The 14,246-nt window shown below is 71.3% G+C and carries 15 protein-coding genes; 8 read left to right on the forward strand and 7 right to left on the reverse strand.

Going from position 1 to position 14,246, the window contains the following annotated elements; translation table 11 throughout:
- Together recC and OEY_RS0103410 are read right to left on the reverse strand one after the other, a co-directional pair.
- Window positions 1-2,595 (reverse strand): exodeoxyribonuclease V subunit gamma (recC, locus tag OEY_RS0103405; protein ID WP_029539879.1); only part of this gene is annotated, 2,595 nt, incomplete at its 3' end.
- 114 nt (window positions 2,596-2,709) lie between these two features.
- A complete protein-coding gene (locus OEY_RS0103410; protein ID WP_029539880.1) occupies window positions 2,710-3,207 on the reverse strand; it encodes a DUF2505 domain-containing protein in 498 nt (165 codons plus the stop codon).
- Window positions 3,208-3,273: 66 nt separating this feature from the next.
- Between OEY_RS0103410 and OEY_RS0103415 the strand changes: the two genes are divergently transcribed.
- Together OEY_RS0103415 and OEY_RS0103420 are read left to right on the forward strand one after the other, a co-directional pair.
- Window positions 3,274-3,606, forward strand: a complete 333-nt coding sequence (locus OEY_RS0103415; protein WP_010592545.1) for an ArsR/SmtB family transcription factor — start codon at window positions 3,274-3,276, stop codon at window positions 3,604-3,606.
- Entirely contained in the window at window positions 3,603-4,085 is a 483-nt protein-coding gene (locus OEY_RS0103420) for an SRPBCC family protein (protein WP_010592546.1), read from the forward strand. Before OEY_RS0103415 ends, OEY_RS0103420 begins: the two co-directional genes overlap by 4 nt.
- A gap of 43 nt (window positions 4,086-4,128) precedes the next feature.
- On the opposite strand, the gene OEY_RS0103425 is transcribed toward OEY_RS0103420, so the two are convergent.
- Window positions 4,129-4,359: a hypothetical protein gene (locus OEY_RS0103425; RefSeq protein WP_026137637.1), complete on the reverse strand. Its 231-nt coding sequence runs from the start codon at window positions 4,357-4,359 to the stop codon at window positions 4,129-4,131.
- 192 nt (window positions 4,360-4,551) lie between these two features.
- On the opposite strand from OEY_RS0103425, the gene OEY_RS0103430 reads away from it, so the two are divergent.
- Complete coding sequence (locus OEY_RS0103430) at window positions 4,552-6,207, forward strand: alkaline phosphatase D family protein (RefSeq protein WP_010592548.1); 1,656 nt, start codon at window positions 4,552-4,554, stop codon at window positions 6,205-6,207.
- A 25-nt stretch (window positions 6,208-6,232) separates the two neighbouring features.
- Window positions 6,233-7,855, forward strand: a complete 1,623-nt coding sequence (locus OEY_RS0103435; RefSeq protein ID WP_010592549.1) for an FAD-binding oxidoreductase — start codon at window positions 6,233-6,235, stop codon at window positions 7,853-7,855.
- On the opposite strand, the gene OEY_RS27980 is transcribed toward OEY_RS0103435, so the two are convergent.
- From OEY_RS27980 to OEY_RS0103450, 4 genes are all read right to left on the reverse strand, one after another.
- Window positions 7,842-8,729 carry a DICT sensory domain-containing protein gene (locus OEY_RS27980; RefSeq protein WP_237713718.1) on the reverse strand — a complete coding sequence of 296 codons (888 nt, stop codon included), beginning with the start codon at window positions 8,727-8,729 and terminating at the stop codon, window positions 7,842-7,844. The genes OEY_RS0103435 and OEY_RS27980 overlap by 14 nt on opposite strands.
- A 12-nt stretch (window positions 8,730-8,741) precedes the next feature.
- Window positions 8,742-9,065: a hypothetical protein gene (locus tag OEY_RS31095; RefSeq protein WP_237713719.1), complete on the reverse strand. Its 324-nt coding sequence runs from the start codon at window positions 9,063-9,065 to the stop codon at window positions 8,742-8,744.
- A gap of 81 nt (window positions 9,066-9,146) precedes the next feature.
- A complete protein-coding gene (locus tag OEY_RS0103445) occupies window positions 9,147-9,353 on the reverse strand; it encodes a hypothetical protein (protein ID WP_029539881.1) in 207 nt (68 codons plus the stop codon).
- A gap of 281 nt (window positions 9,354-9,634) precedes the next feature.
- Window positions 9,635-10,105 carry a nitroreductase family deazaflavin-dependent oxidoreductase gene (locus tag OEY_RS0103450; protein WP_010592551.1) on the reverse strand — a complete coding sequence of 157 codons (471 nt, stop codon included), beginning with the start codon at window positions 10,103-10,105 and terminating at the stop codon, window positions 9,635-9,637.
- A 308-nt stretch (window positions 10,106-10,413) separates the two neighbouring features.
- Between OEY_RS0103450 and OEY_RS0103455 the strand changes: the two genes are divergently transcribed.
- From OEY_RS0103455 to OEY_RS29660, 4 genes are all read left to right on the forward strand, one after another.
- Window positions 10,414-11,028 (forward strand): class I SAM-dependent methyltransferase, encoded by a 615-nt coding sequence (locus OEY_RS0103455; RefSeq protein WP_010592552.1) that lies wholly within the window; start codon window positions 10,414-10,416, stop codon window positions 11,026-11,028.
- A 151-nt stretch (window positions 11,029-11,179) separates the two neighbouring features.
- Complete coding sequence (locus OEY_RS0103460; protein ID WP_010592553.1) at window positions 11,180-12,142, forward strand: hypothetical protein; 963 nt, start codon at window positions 11,180-11,182, stop codon at window positions 12,140-12,142.
- A 121-nt stretch (window positions 12,143-12,263) separates the two neighbouring features.
- Complete coding sequence (locus OEY_RS0103465) at window positions 12,264-13,241, forward strand: pseudouridine synthase (RefSeq protein ID WP_010592554.1); 978 nt, start codon at window positions 12,264-12,266, stop codon at window positions 13,239-13,241.
- A 234-nt stretch (window positions 13,242-13,475) separates the two neighbouring features.
- On the forward strand, window positions 13,476-14,246 hold a 771-nt coding region (locus OEY_RS29660; RefSeq protein WP_083846920.1), incomplete at its 3' end, for a DUF2971 domain-containing protein.

Consider the following 14,246-nt stretch of genomic DNA (forward strand, 5'->3'; position numbering starts at 1 on the left):
GGTGCCGCGCCGCCATTCGGCGGCCCGGAAGTCCGCGGGGTCCGTGCCGGCGAGCAGCGCCTCGAGCATGCGGTCGCCGAGGTCCCACCGGGCGAGCGGGTCGAGGCCGACATCGAGGGCGTCGGCGATGTCCTCGTCGCGATCGGGCACCCGCACCCCGAGGCGCTGCCGCAGGAACGCCTGGGTGGGGTGGGTGACGAACGCGACGAGGTCGGCCAGGTCGACGTCGCTGCGCGCGGCCGGCGTGAGCGGCCGCTGCAGCAGTCCGGGACGCTGTTTCGCCGGGTGCTGCGCGGCGCGCGCCCCCGCGAGTGCGGCCCGGTCGAAGCTCAGCGGGCGGTCGGGCCGGAAGTTGCGCGGATCGAACGGTTGCAACGGATGCCGGGTGAGGAGCTCGGCCATGCCGTCGGGACCGACCATCGTCTCGACCACGTCGCGCAGTTCGCTCAGCGGGATCGCCGGGGGGCGGCGGGCACCGGTGACCGGGTCCGCACCGGTGTAGAACAGCAGCAGCGTCTCCCCCGCCGACATGACGGCGTCGAGCAGCAACTGCCGGTCCTCGCTGCGCGGATCACGTTCCCCCAGGCAGGGATTCACTGCCAGCACGTCGTCGCCGTCGATGTGGGCGGAGCGGGGGAAGCTCTCGTCGTCGAGGCCGAGCAGGACCACGACGCGGTGCGGCACCGACCGCATCGGCACCATCGTGCACACGGTCAGCTCGCCGGTCCGGAAGTTCGCGCGCGTCGGGCGTGCCGCGAGCCGGGCCGTCAGCATGGCCCGCACGTCGGCCAGCCGCAGCGGCGCCGGCCCGGCGTGCTCGACGGCGACGGCGAGTTCCCGGTGAGCCTGGGTGAGCTGCCAGGCGTCGGCGGGATCGACATCGGTCAGCAGATCCAGTGCGCGGGTGAGGGCGTCGGCCCACTGCGCGGCCGGCTGGGGACCGCGCAGGCCGTGCAGTGCCACCGTGAGCCGGTCGATGTACTCGGCGAACCGTCCCGTCAGGTCGATGTCGTTGCTCTCGACGTCGTCGAGCGGGAGCGTGAGTCCGAGCCACTCGCTCTGCGACTCGTCGGCGGCCGTGCCGAGGAGGATCCGGTCCAGGGCCGTGCCGAACGTGTTCTGCGGGAAGTCCCCGAGGCCGAAGGCGTTCCGCTGCCCTTTGCCGATGCCCCAGCGGGCCCCGGCAGCGGCGGTCCATTCCTGCAGCCGTTCGAGGTCGTCGTCGACGAAGCCGAACCGCCGGCGCACCGGCGCGGCCCCGGCGAGGTCGAGGACCTCGCTGGCGGTCACCCGTGCGTCGGCGAGCCCCACGAGCGTCGCGACGACCGCCAGCACCGGGTTGGTGCGGCGCAGGCCGCGGTCGGCGAGACGCACCCGTAGCCGGTGTCCCGGGTGCCCGGAGGTGTCGTGCCGGGCGGCACCCTGGCCGAATGCGGCCTGCACGAGCGGCGCGTAGGTCTCCACATCCGGGCACATGACGACCACGTCGCGGGGTTCGAGACTCGGATCGTCCGCGAACAGGTGCAGCAGGCACTCGCGCAGCACCTCCACCTGCCGCGCCGGACCGTGACAGGCGTGGATGCGGATCGTGCCGTCGGCGGCGGCGGAGCGGGCCGGGGGCCGGTCGGCCCGGAGGTCGTCCTGCAGGCGCCCCAGGAGCGTGTCGGGGCCGGTCCCGCCGGGGTGGTGCACGTCGGCGACTCCGGGACCGGCGAGGTGCGCGCGTAGTTCGCGCACGTCCCGGGCCAGGCTCGCCAGGAGGGGGTGCTGCACCGCGAGGGCACTGCGGTCGTCGGCGCGACGACGAACCGGCGCCGCGGCCGCCTGCCCTTCCCACATCGCCGGACTCGGATGCGGAATCCACAGGTGCACATCACGGTTCGCGGCAACCGCGGACAGCACCGCGCACTGGGCGACGGTGAGCCGGGTGGGGCCGAACAGCGACAGCCGAGCCGGCCAGTCCACGAGCTCCGGGTCGGTGCGCAACCGCGTGCAGGCGGCGGTGAGCCGCTCGGCGGGACTGTCGTCGCCGAGGCGCTCGCGCAGCCGCCGCCACAGCCGGGCCTGCCACACGAGGTGTTCGGCGAGGTCGTGGCCGGTGCCGTCGGTGTCGCGCCCGGCGGCCCAGTCGACGAGCATCTCCGGGCGCTGCGACGCGTAGCTGCGGAACAGGTCGGCCAGGTGGGCGGCGGTGGCGTAGCGTCGACCGGCGCGGTGATCGACGCCGTCGCGGCCGAGGTGCCGGGCGAGGACGGTGCACCACGGTTCGTCGAGGCAGTCGTCGACGACGTCGAGCAGCGTCCACCGCATCCGGTCGGGGTGCCAGGGGTCGTCCGCCGCCGTCCGGCCGGTGGCAGCGGCCAGCGCCTCGTCCACCAGCCGTGCCGGCGACGGGTGGTCGATGTTGGCGGCGACACCGTCACCGCAGGTGCCGCCGAGCACCGTCGACAGCCGCTGCGTCAGCCACCGCTCGACCCCCTTGGCGGGGACGGCGACGATCTCGCGGGCGAACGGGTCGGCGAGGGGCACGACGAGCAACTCGGCGAGAGCGGCGGCCAGGGTGTCGGCGCGCTCGGCGCGGTGCAGCGTCAGCACGCGGGTCCCCTCGTCGCTCGGTGTGTTCCGGTCCTGCACCGGCTTATCACATCCCGGCGACAGCGCTCGCCGCGGCGGCCGCGCGACGCGCGCTGCCGGACCGGTCGGGGCAGGTCAGCGCGACAGCCACGCCGCGATCGCGATCCGATCGTGCTCGACGATCTGCCGGACCATCCCGTGCACCATCGACTCGATCCGGCCGCCGAGGAGCGGGACCCGGACGACGACCTGCCCCTGCACGTCGACGTACGTCCCACCGGTGCGGCTCGTCCGCAGCCGGGATCGTCCTTCGAGGGCGACCGGCAGGCCGGTGGCGCCTCCGGACAGCAGCCCGTCGGCGACGTCGTCGACCAGCGGACCCCATTCGTCGGTGCGCTCGACGATCAGCGGCCCGCGCAGCACGCCGCGCACGATCGACGGCAGATCCGAGGGTTCGGACCGGTCCGTGACGGTCACCCGCACACTGCCCGGACCGTGCGGTTCCTCGACGATCGCGGTGGCACTCGCCCGGTCCGCCACCCGGTCGAGCCAGTACCGCTCGTCGAGCAGCACCGCGTGCACGTCGCGGACGTGGTGGTCCAGCTCGGTGGTGAAGGCGAAGGACTTCGGCATGAACTGCACAGTATCGGCCGGTCGGGACCGTTGACAGGGCTCCGCAGCCCTGCAACACTGAACCTGATGGTTCAGTATTCGAGTCTCGATGCCACGTTCGCGGCGCTGTCGGACCCGACCCGGCGCGGGATCCTCCAGGATCTGCGCGCCGGACCGGCCTCGATCAGCGACCTGGCCGCCCGGTACCGGATGACACCGACCGGGATCACGAAACACGTCCGGCTCCTCGAGGAGGCAGGTCTCGTCGTCACCGAGAAGAAGGGCCGCGTGCGCCACTGCCGGCTCGGCATCAACCGACTCGAGCACGAAGCGGACTGGATCCGCGACCACCAGCAGATGATCGAGGGCCGCATGGACCGCCTTGCGGAGTTCCTCGACCGAACGAAAGGAACGCCATGACAACCACGAATCCCTCTGCCCCGCTTACGGTCACGACTCCCCACGAGCGGGAGATCCGGGTCGAGCGCGTCTTCGACGCCGACCGCGACCGCGTCTGGGCCGCCTACACCGACCCCGAGCTGCTCGCCCGGTGGTGGGGCCGGGGCAACCGCCTCGACGTCGAACGCTTCGAGTTCGAACGGGGTGGACACTGGCGGTTCGTCGAGCACAGCGACGGTGAAGCCCACGGATTCGAAGGGCGATTCCGGGAGATCACCCCCAAGGACCGCATCGTCCAGTCCTTCGAATGGGACGGCATGCCGGCGTACGTCGCCATCGACACCGCGACGTTCGAAGACCTCGGCGACGGCCGCACCCGCGTGGTCACCGTCTCGCAGTTCCACACCTCCGAGGAACGCGACGGCATGCTGAACTCCGGCATGGCCGAGGGTCTCGGCCAGAGCTACGCGGCACTGGACGCACTGCTCGCCCGGACGTGACCGCGCCCGGCACCCGCAGTGCGGGTGCCACGGCCTGCGGGCATCACCGGCCGGGGGCGGTGTCGCCCTCCTCGTCGACCTCGTCGCTCCCCGTCTCGACGATGTCGGCGAACGCCGTGCCCGACACCGTCCCCCCGGTTCCGGGCAGCGTCACCGTGGGGCGCGCCCCCGGCTCGTACCGGCGCTGCATCTCCTCCGCCTGCTCCGATGCCCGGCGCTTCGTGTCCTCGTCGATGTTCTCCAGTGGGTCCTCGGACCTGGGCTGAGTACTCAACTGCTCCGCTCCGTTCCCCTCGCAGTGCGCATCTGTCCGCCGGTCACCCGGCACCCCTCACCATCCTCCGCATCGGCACCCGGCACCACCCCCGACGACGAATCGGCCGAGCCGGACCGCGCAGACCCCGCGCGCCAGTAGGCTCGTGCGCATGGCTGTAACGCCGAGCCGAACTCCGATGTAGGTGGCGCCATGGCAGAACTCGTCCTGGGTCCGGTCCTGCGGCACGTCGGTCGCCGCGACGCCACCGTGTGGGTGGAGACGTCGGACCCGTGCACCGTCGAGATCCTCGGCCACCGGGAACACACCTGGACCGTTGCCGGTCACCACTACGCACTGGTGGTGATCGACGACCTCGAGTCCGGCTCGACCACTCCGTACGAGGTCCGCCTCGACGGACATCCGGTCTGGCCGCCCCCCGACTTCCCGGCGTCCGTCGTCCGCACCCTCGGCACCGGCCGCCCCCTCGAACTGATCTTCGGTTCGTGCCGGTTCGCCACCACGGCCGCCACCGAGAACGACGACAAGCTCGGCGCCGACGCGCTCGACGCGTACGCGCAGCGCATGACGACCCGGGCACCGGACCGCTGGCCCGACGCGCTGCTGCTCCTCGGCGACCAGGTCTACGCCGACGAACTGTCCGCCCAGACCCTCGAGCGGGTCCGCGAGCGCCACGACCTCGACGAGCCTCCCGGCCCGCAGGTCCGCAACTACGAGGAGTACACCTGGCTCTACGCCGAGTCGTGGTCCGACCCCCACGTGCGCTGGCTGCTGTCCACCGTCCCCACCTCGATGATCTTCGACGACCACGACGTGCACGACGACTGGAACACCTCGCAGTCCTGGCGCGACGAGGTCGAAGCCACCTCGTGGTGGGAGGAACGCATCGTCGGCGCCCTCGCGTCGTACTGGGTGTACCAGCACCTCGGCAACCTCGATCCCGCCGAGCTCGCGGGCAACGAGCTGTACCAGCGCGTCCGCAAGTGCGACGGGGATGCCGAGCCGCTGCTGCGGGAATTCGCGTCGGCCGCGGACGAGGAGGCCGACGGCGCGAAGGGCACCCTGTGGTCCTTCCGGCGCGACCTCGGGAACGTCCGGTTGCTGGTGATCGACTCGCGCTGCGGCCGGATCCTGGCCGGCGGGCGTCGCGAGATGGTCTCGGACCCGGAGTTCTCCTGGATCGAGCGGCAGACGGAGGGCGACTACGACCACCTGCTCGTCGGGACGTCGCTGCCCTGGCTGCTGCCGCGGGCGCTGCACGACCTCGAGTCCTGGGACGAGCGGCTCGCCGCCGGGGTGCGCGGAAAACGGGTCGCCGGCTGGGCGGAGATCGTCCGCCGCGGCGCGGACCTCGAGCACTGGGCGGCGTTCCGCGACTCGTTCGACCGGCTCGCCCGGCTCTTCGCGGAGATCGGCCGGGGCCGCTGCACCGGACCGTCCGGCCGTCCGCCGGCCACGATCTGCGTGCTCTCGGGCGACGTGCACCACGCCTACGTCGCGCAGGCACGGTTCCCGGATCCGATGTCGACCCGGGTGTTCCAGCTGACCTGCTCGCCGTTGCACAACTATGTGCCCGCCGCGGTCCGGGCGGTGTTCCGCGTCTCCTGGAGCCGGGCGATGGAACGGGCCGTGCGTTTCGTGCTCGGACGGGTGTCGGAGGTGCCCCCGGTACCGATCGAGTGGACCCGCGCGACCGGGCCGTTCTTCGGCAACCAGATCGCGACGCTGCGCCTGGCCGGCCGCGCCGCCCATCTGCTGCTGGAACGTTCCGAACGGGTCCCGCGCGGGCCCGTCGGCTTCACCACCACCGCCGACCTGGTGCTGTCGGCACCGGAGGGCGCCCCGTGAGACCGCGCACGCCGGTGCGGGCGTCGTGACCCGAACGCGTTCGTGGTGGGGCTGGGGCACCGTCGAGGACGCCGTACGCGGCGGGGAACTGCGGGAGCTGATCGCACGCGCCTCGGCTCTGCTGCCCGGCGCCGACCTGACCGACCACCCGCCACCGGACATCGCGTCGCTCGGACTACCGCCCGCACGCATCGCGGCGCCCGATTCCCTTGCGCCGCTGTGTTCCTCCGACCCGGTGGATCGGGCAGCCCACACCCACGGCCGCGCGTTCCGGGATGTGGTGCGGAACCTGCTCGGCGACCTGCGCCATCCGCCCGATCTCGTCGTGCGGCCGACCACCGAAACCGAGATCGTGGACGTGCTGGACTGGTGCGCCGGGGCGCGCGTCGCCGTGATCCCGTTCGGCGGCGGCAGTTCCGTCGTCGGTGGTGTCGAGCCACGGCTCGACGGCGACTTCACCGGTGTGGTGAGCATGGATCTCACCGGCCTCGCCGGGGTCCGGGAGATCGACGCCACGAGCCGGGCGGCCCGCATCGGGGCGGGCACCCTGGGCCCGGCACTCGAGGACGGCCTGCGCCCGTCCGGTCTGACGCTGCGGCACTTCCCCCAGTCCTTCGAGTTCTCCACACTGGGCGGCTGGCTGGCCACGCGGTCGGGAGGCCACTTCGCGACCGGTTACACCCACATCGACGATCTCGTCGAGTCGATGCGGGTCGTCACCCCCGCCGGCACGTGCGACTCGAGACGACTGCCCGGCTCGGGAGCGGGCCCCTCACCGGATCGCCTGTTCCTCGGCTCCGAGGGGACGCTCGGAATCGTGACCGAGGCCTGGATGCGGCTGCAGCCTCGCCCCCGTCGGCGAGCCGACGCCTCGGTGCACTTCGCCGACTACGGCGCGGCGGTGGCCGCGACGCGCGCCGTCGCCCAGTCGGGGCTGCGTCCCGCCAACTGCCGGCTGCTGGACCCCGTCGAGGCGTTCGTCAACGCGGCCACGTCGTCCCCCGGCGGCGTCCTCCTGCTCGCCTTCGAGTCCGCCGATCACCCGGTGGACGCGTGGTTGGACCGGGCTGTCGACCTGTGCCGCGGGCACGGCGGCACCCTGCCGGAGCCGCCGCGGCACACGGCCGGGGACGGGACCGACACGGGCGCCGCGGGACGGTGGCGGTCGTCGTTCCTGCGCATGCCGTACCTGCGCGATGCCCTGGCCGCCCGATCGATGATCGTCGAGACCTTCGAAACCGCGTGCACCTGGGACGTTTTCGACACCCTGCGGGAGGCGGTGCACGACGCCGCGAACGAGGCGCTGCGCCGGGCGGGCGCGACGGGGGTGGTCGCATGCCGGTTCAGCCACGTGTACCCGGACGGCCCCGCCCCCTACTTCGGCATCTACGCCGCGGGCCGGTGGGGCAGCACGGTGGCGCAGTGGGACGACATCAAGGCCGCCGTGTCGGAGGCACTCCTGAGCGCCGGCGGCACGATCACCCACCACCACGCGATCGGCCGCGATCACCGGCCCTGGTACGACCGCCAACGTCCCGGCCCGTTCGCCGCGGTCCTGCAGGCGGCCAAGGCGGCGCTCGATCCGGCGGGCATCCTGAATCCGGGGGTGCTGATCGGTCCCGTGCCGGACCGTCCTACGCCGTCGTGAACCGGTCCAGGATCGAACGGGCACACCGCACCACGGTGCCGCGGTCGTACGAGACGACGTAGTCGAACTCGCGATCGAGGTCGCCGGTGCCCCGATGCCGGTCCACGGCCGACAGGACACACGCGAAGTACGGGCCGAGGACGACGACGTTCCACTCCTCGACGAGCGGGTCGTCCGGGTCCAGCGACGCGTGGTGAATGCGTGCCTCCGCACAGGGTCCGAGGCCCACGCCGTACACCCCGGCGTACGCGACCCGATCCGCCAGGTACTGCCAGCGCGCTCGGGTGCGCTCCCCGAAGTTGCGGGCGTACTGGAAGGTGCCGAGCACGATGGTCTCCGGGCCCGCGGCGCCGGCCTGATTCTCGAGACTCGTGCTCATCGCGACGAGCAGACGCTTGACGCTGTGCACGGGCCGGCGCCCGTCCGAGGCGATCGCGAACGGTGTGCTCGTCTCCGCGGAGGGTGCGCCGCGGACGGGGGTGGGCGGGAAGGGGTCGACCCTGTCCCCCGCGAGCTGTTCCGGGGTGTCGACCGCGGGATAGAGCGCCCCGAGCCCGTAGGTGGCCCCGAGGGCCAGGGCCCGTCGCCGGCACAGTTCCGTATCGACGCCGTCCGCGATCACCAGCGCACCGGTCCGTTCGACCTGTGCGGCCACGGCGTGCGCGGTACGGGCCGTGGCATCGTCCGCGCGGTGGGCCGACAGCCGCGGCGCCAGGACGATCACGTCCGGCTCGACGAGCGGCAGCAGGGCCAGGGACTGCGGCCGCGACCCGACGTCGTCGACGGCGACGACCTTGCCGCGGCGACGGGCGTCGGCCACCGCGCGCAACGTCCGCGACGGGTCGGCGATCAGGGACTCCTCGGTGATCACCACGACATCGCGCCGCTACCCTTCCACGTCGGGGACGTCCAGGGTCTCGACCGATTCGATGTCCATCGCCACCAGCGCGGGAACGGTCCGGACCGGCCGCGACTGCGCGACCGACCATTTGAGGCGGTCGAGGTGCCGCTTCTCGCTCATCGTCCGTGCCGCGGCCCGCAGCGCCTCCGCGGTGGCGAGCGGCCCGTCTGCGGGTCCGCGCAGCTGGACCTCCACCGCGGCGAGCGCACCCGAGTCGAGGCGGCGCACCGGCGCGCAGAACGGCGTCACCTGCAGACCCGCGGCCCCGGGAACCGCGGGCCGGGAGGGATCGGCGAGGACGAACACCATGTGCCCAGCGTCGCACGGGCGACCTGCCCGGCAAAGGCCGGACGAGGGACCGGTCCCGACCTTCCCCAGCCGGGACCGGGGTCAGACGGCGGCGACGAGCACCGCGGCGAGGCCTCCGACGAGCACCACCACCGACACCCCGATCAGGAGCGACCCGGCGATCGACGCCGCCACCAGGCCACCGCCGAGACCGAAGAGCGCGAGCAGGATCCACCCGACTCTCGGACTCTCGACGAGCGATGCAGCCCGTTCGCCGGAGATCTCGGGGATTGCCGGTGTGGTCGCCATGGTCACGTCCCAACCTCGTGCGCACCGCACGGCCGCGCTCGACCGTTGCTGCTGATACTCGTGAGCCTGCCGTGCACGAGCATTCCTCCCTCCGGTGACGTTCCCACCCTCACTCACATCACCGAACGGCAACATTCGATCACGAACGAATAACAGGGCCGGTAGTGGCGCTTCGGCGACCGCATCTCCGCGCGGGCGCAGTCCCTCTTCGAGAACTGCGGGCACCTCCCCGTCGGGAATCGGGGCCGACGCAGCCGAGCGCGTCCGTCGTCCGTCGTCGTTCAGTTCTCGGGCCGGCGGTCCGGGGTGAGTTCGAATACCGGGTGGCGGTCGGCCTCCGCCTCGAATTCCTCCGTCGAGGCGTCGCGGCCGGCCCGGAAGTAGTCCCGGGTGGCGGACGCGACGCCGACGTACGTCCGCAGGACCGGGCCGGCCTCGTGCGCCGGCACCTCTCGGATCGTGTAGTGGCGGGTGCGGAAGCGGCGGGTGAGGCCCACGCGGCCGGAGGCGCGCGCGTTGAGCACCCACGGCACCGCACCGTAGGGCGCCACCAGCCAGCGCCGGCCCGCATGCTCGACGACGGTGACGGGGTTGGCGCGGGTGCGGCCGGTGCGACGCCCTCGCGTGGTCAACAGGTACGAATGCGGGACGACGCCGGCCCGCACCAACGCGCTCATCACGACGTTCTCCAGGCGGTGGGTGCGGCCCCTGCGATACCGGCGGGGCTCGCCGGGCCGGGAGTCGGACTTCACATCGCACTCCTCTGTACGGAGGACAGGTGAGCCGGACTCGCGCACCCGCGCAGCGTCTGCCGGACTCGTCCACTGCACGTTCGCGGTCGGGCACACGGATGTCAACCGGTCCCGGCAGGTGACCGGTCATCGAACGGGTCTGCGCAGCCGGAGCGCCGGCGGGTGCGCTCGACAGACCGGCACCCCGAGTGCCTAAGGTGACCGCATACGGTGACTGCGGCCCGCCGTGCCGGCTCTACGGCCGCCCCGCGGGGTCCACGGCCGCCGCACGGGGGACCGCAGCCCCGCCGAATCGAGGAGGAACGACGATGAGCGATCGCACCCCGAGCCAGTGGGAAGAGATCACCGCGGCCGACCCCGCACATTCCACCTGGTACGTCGAGCGGTTCCGGACGATGGCGTCGGAAGGCAAGGACATCGTCGGCGAAGCCCGGCTGGTCGACGCCATGCTCGACCGCGGCGGACGAGTCCTCGACGCGGGCTGCGGCCCGGGACGGATCGGTGGCTATCTGCACGATGCCGGTCACGTGGTGGTCGGCGTCGACGTGGATCCGGTCCTGATCGCTGCTGCGGAACAGGACCATCCCGGCCCGACCTGGCTCGTCGGCGATCTCGCCGAACTGGATCTGCCGGCCCGCGGTGTCGCGGCCGATTTCGATGTCATCGTCTGCGCGGGCAACGTGATGACCTTCCTGGCGCCCTCCACTCGCGGTGCGGTCCTGGCGGGCTTCGCCCGTCATCTCGCCCCGACGGGTCGGGCGGTCGTGGGGTTCGGCGCGGACCGGGGCTACGAGTTCCCGCAGTTCCTCGCCGACGCCGCGGCCGGCGGTCTCGCGGTGGACCTGAAGCTCTCGACCTGGGATCTGCGCCCGTTCACCGACGGGTCCGGGTTCCTGGTCGCGGTGCTGTCGCGCGCGGACTGATCCCCGTCCCTTCTGCCGGTGCCGGACCCGGACGCGCCCCTCGGATGTGTTCTCCCTCACACAGTGTTACCCGCCAGTAGGTGCCGGGTAGCCGAACGATGTCACGTCGGTGAGCCCCATCGATGACATCGACCGAAGGAGCGAACGCACGATGACCAAGACCGACACCGCCACGCTGCTCACCCAGCTGCGAGCACTGCTCGACCTGACCAACACCGAGATCCAGGTCGCCGAGACCCGGATCGCCCAGGCCCGCACCGAGGCGGTCCGCCGCGAACTGACCGAGAACGCAGCCAACGGCCGCGACCGCGCCGAGGCCATCGAACGCACCATCCGCGAACTGGGCGGCCTGCCCGACGTCATCGGCCCGTTCGTCGGCCGCGCCGCCGCCGCGGTGAAGGCCATGGCCGAACAGGCCCAGCCGTTCGACGAGGCGCTCCTGGGCGACCTCGCGCTCGAGCACCAGCTTCTCGACCGCGCCCGCTACCTCAAGGCCCTCGCCACGGCCGCCCAGACCCCCGCGGTCGTCGGCCTGGCCGATCGTCTGATCACCGCCCACAGCGCGACCGTGGAGTGGTTGACCACCGTCCTGGCCGAGGACGCCCTCGGCGGGCCCGCCGCGCTGCGACGGACCCCGCTGCAGGCCGCCGCCGGCGCGGCCGTGCGCATCGTCAACGTCCCGCTGATGTGGTCCACGCGCGGCATCGACCGCGCGATCGACGCCGCCCGCTCGACCCGGCCCGCCCTGGGGTCGCTGCTGGCCCGTGGCGCACATGCCGGCGACGTCGCCACCAAGACCCTCACGGCCAGCCGGGACGCGGCGCTCGAGACCGCCGAACGGATCACCCGCCGCGAAGGCGCGGACGGGACCGCCCGGGCCATCCACACGGCGCGCAGCGCCACCGGCATCCTCTCCGCCGAGGAACTTCCGATCGCCGACTACGACAGCCTCAACGTCTCCCAGGCGGTCGCCGAGGTCAAGGAACTGACCGAACCGGCCGACGTGCGCACGATCGTCGCATACGAGGAGGCCCACAAGAACCGGCACGGCGTCGTGTCGGCCGCCCAGACCCGCCTGGCCGCCATCGCCCAGGAGGTCGTCGGGCTCCACTGATCGACCGTCGCAGCAGATCGCCGGGTTCCGCGCCGCGGGGCCCGGCGATCGCTTGTGGGCCGGACCGTCCCACCCACGTCTCGGCCCGACCCGCGGCGCGGACGAGCCGGCAGGCGGTGGGATGATGACGGGCGTGCCGATGCCCTCACCGCTTCCCGTCAAGGACGGGATCGGACCGACGCGCCTGCGCGTCCCGGCGTCGGGTCCGTGGGCAACGATCGCCGCGTACGTCGTCGCGAGGTTCGACCACCTGGACGCCGACGACCTGTACCGGCGGTTCGACGCCGGCGAGATCGTGGGTTCCGACGGCAGTCCGATCGGTCGTGGCACCGCGCTGGGCGCGCACCGGTTCATCTGGTACTACCGCGATCTGCCGGTGGAGGAACCGATGCCGTTCCAGGAGGAGATCCTGCATGTCGACGACGATCTCGTCGTGATCGACAAACCGCACTTCCTCCCGACCACCCCGGGCGGACGATACCTGCGCGAGTCCGCGCTCGTCCGGTTGCGGACCCGCCTCGACAACCCGGACCTGACACCGATCCATCGACTCGACCGAGCGACCGCCGGCCTGGTGATGTTCTCGGCCCGCCCCGCGACGCGCGGCGCCTACCAGTCGCTGTTCGAAAAGCGGCGGGTCGTCAAGGTTTACGAGGCGGTGTCGGCGCGACCGCCCGGGTGGGACCCGGACGCACCGGCGCTTGCCGGTCGCGCCCTGCCCACCGTCTACCGCAACCACATCGAGGCGCGGCGCGGCGAACTACGGGTGGTCGTCGACAACCTCCGTGAGCCCAATGCCGAGACGGTGGTGGAGGTGTGCGGGACCGGCGTGAGCGCCTCCGGACGTGCTGTGCTGCACACGGTTCTGCGTCCACACACCGGACGGATGCACCAGTTGCGGGTGCATCTGGCGGCGCTCGGCGCCGGGATCCTGGGCGACCGTTGGTATCCCGACCTGCTGCCCGAGGCCCCGGACGATCATTCCCTCCCACTCCAATTGCTCGCGCGGGAACTGGAATTCAGAGATCCGCTGTCGGGGACGCCGCGGAGGTTCGTCACCCGCCGGACGCTGGGCGAGGCACCCGTGCCGGGGTGCTGAGCGCAGCGTGTGTGGTGGCGTCGCGCTCGGCAACCTGGGGGAGGCGACGGCAGACACCGAGCCGGTGTCCCCGACGTCGGGGCCCCACTACACGTTGAAGCGGAACGCTAGCGCCACGCCCAATTAGCCGATCTACCTGGGGAAATGCAGTTCCATACAGGCGTCTTAGCCCCGTTGTAGCCCCGCAGGTGCATGCACTAAGGGCGTGTCGGACCCGCGTGAGACGATCAGCCTATGAAGAAAGCCTATTTTGTGCCCGATAATGGCGAAGTCCATCATTACACCGACACTGGTGGACTCATCGGCATCATTCAAGGCGAAAAACTCTGGGCGACGAATATTCAATTTCTAAACGACTCACTCGAGTATGACTTTGGCCTGCGAGCAGTGATTGACGCCTTGCGAGACTCCCTGGCCAGAGCGAAGGAATCTGATTCGCCGACGATTCTGTACTCAATCGAACTTGAGAATGCGGTGCAGGCTGGAATCACGATGCTAGAGAGCACTGGCCCAAGTCCCAAGGATGGGCAGTACGTGTGCTGCTTTTCCAGATGTTTCGACGATCTCGGACAATGGCGCGGTTACGCGACAGACGGGTACTGCATCACGTTCGATGAACACAAACTGACGAAATCACTTTCGGAGTCCCAACCCGATGAACGGTCCGTACGGCACGGGTCCGTCGCCTACGGGGGATTCTTCGAATGGGGACAGGCAGAATACACAGACTCAGTGTTATCCCGCCTACACGAGATCCTTCACAAGTCCGACACTAACCTGGAGGAATACGGGTTTTCCGCCAGCGATCCCATTTTCGGCGAGTTTGTCAGGCAGAACAACCGACATGCACTTGCTGCAATCGCAGAAGTAGCCGCAGTTCAGAATTCGATCCCGTTCCTCAAGGAAGCAGGTTTCGCCGACGAACAGGAAATGCGCGTATGCGTCTCACATCCCAATGCAGTGGAATTCCGCCCCTCCAAAATCGGCCCAATTCCCTACACCGAG

The organism is Rhodococcus sp. P14, from assembly GCF_000256505.1.
GTDB classification, from domain to species: Bacteria; Actinomycetota; Actinomycetes; order Mycobacteriales; family Mycobacteriaceae; genus Rhodococcus; species Rhodococcus ruber.

Coding starts and splice junctions, on each gene's coding strand:
- OEY_RS0103410 (WP_029539880.1), bottom strand. CDS start 3,207: ATGCCGAAGTCCTTCGCCTTCACCACCGAGCTGGACCACCACGTCCGC.
- OEY_RS0103415 (WP_010592545.1), top strand. CDS start 3,274: ATGGTTCAGTATTCGAGTCTCGATGCCACGTTCGCGGCGCTGTCGGAC.
- OEY_RS0103420 (WP_010592546.1), top strand. CDS start 3,603: ATGACAACCACGAATCCCTCTGCCCCGCTTACGGTCACGACTCCCCAC.
- OEY_RS0103430 (WP_010592548.1), top strand. CDS start 4,552: ATGGCAGAACTCGTCCTGGGTCCGGTCCTGCGGCACGTCGGTCGCCGC.
- OEY_RS31095 (WP_237713719.1), bottom strand. CDS start 9,065: ATGGTGTTCGTCCTCGCCGATCCCTCCCGGCCCGCGGTTCCCGGGGCC.
- OEY_RS0103445 (WP_029539881.1), bottom strand. CDS start 9,353: ATGGCGACCACACCGGCAATCCCCGAGATCTCCGGCGAACGGGCTGCA.
- OEY_RS0103455 (WP_010592552.1), top strand. CDS start 10,414: ATGAGCGATCGCACCCCGAGCCAGTGGGAAGAGATCACCGCGGCCGAC.
- OEY_RS0103460 (WP_010592553.1), top strand. CDS start 11,180: ATGACCAAGACCGACACCGCCACGCTGCTCACCCAGCTGCGAGCACTG.
- OEY_RS0103465 (WP_010592554.1), top strand. CDS start 12,264: ATGATGACGGGCGTGCCGATGCCCTCACCGCTTCCCGTCAAGGACGGG.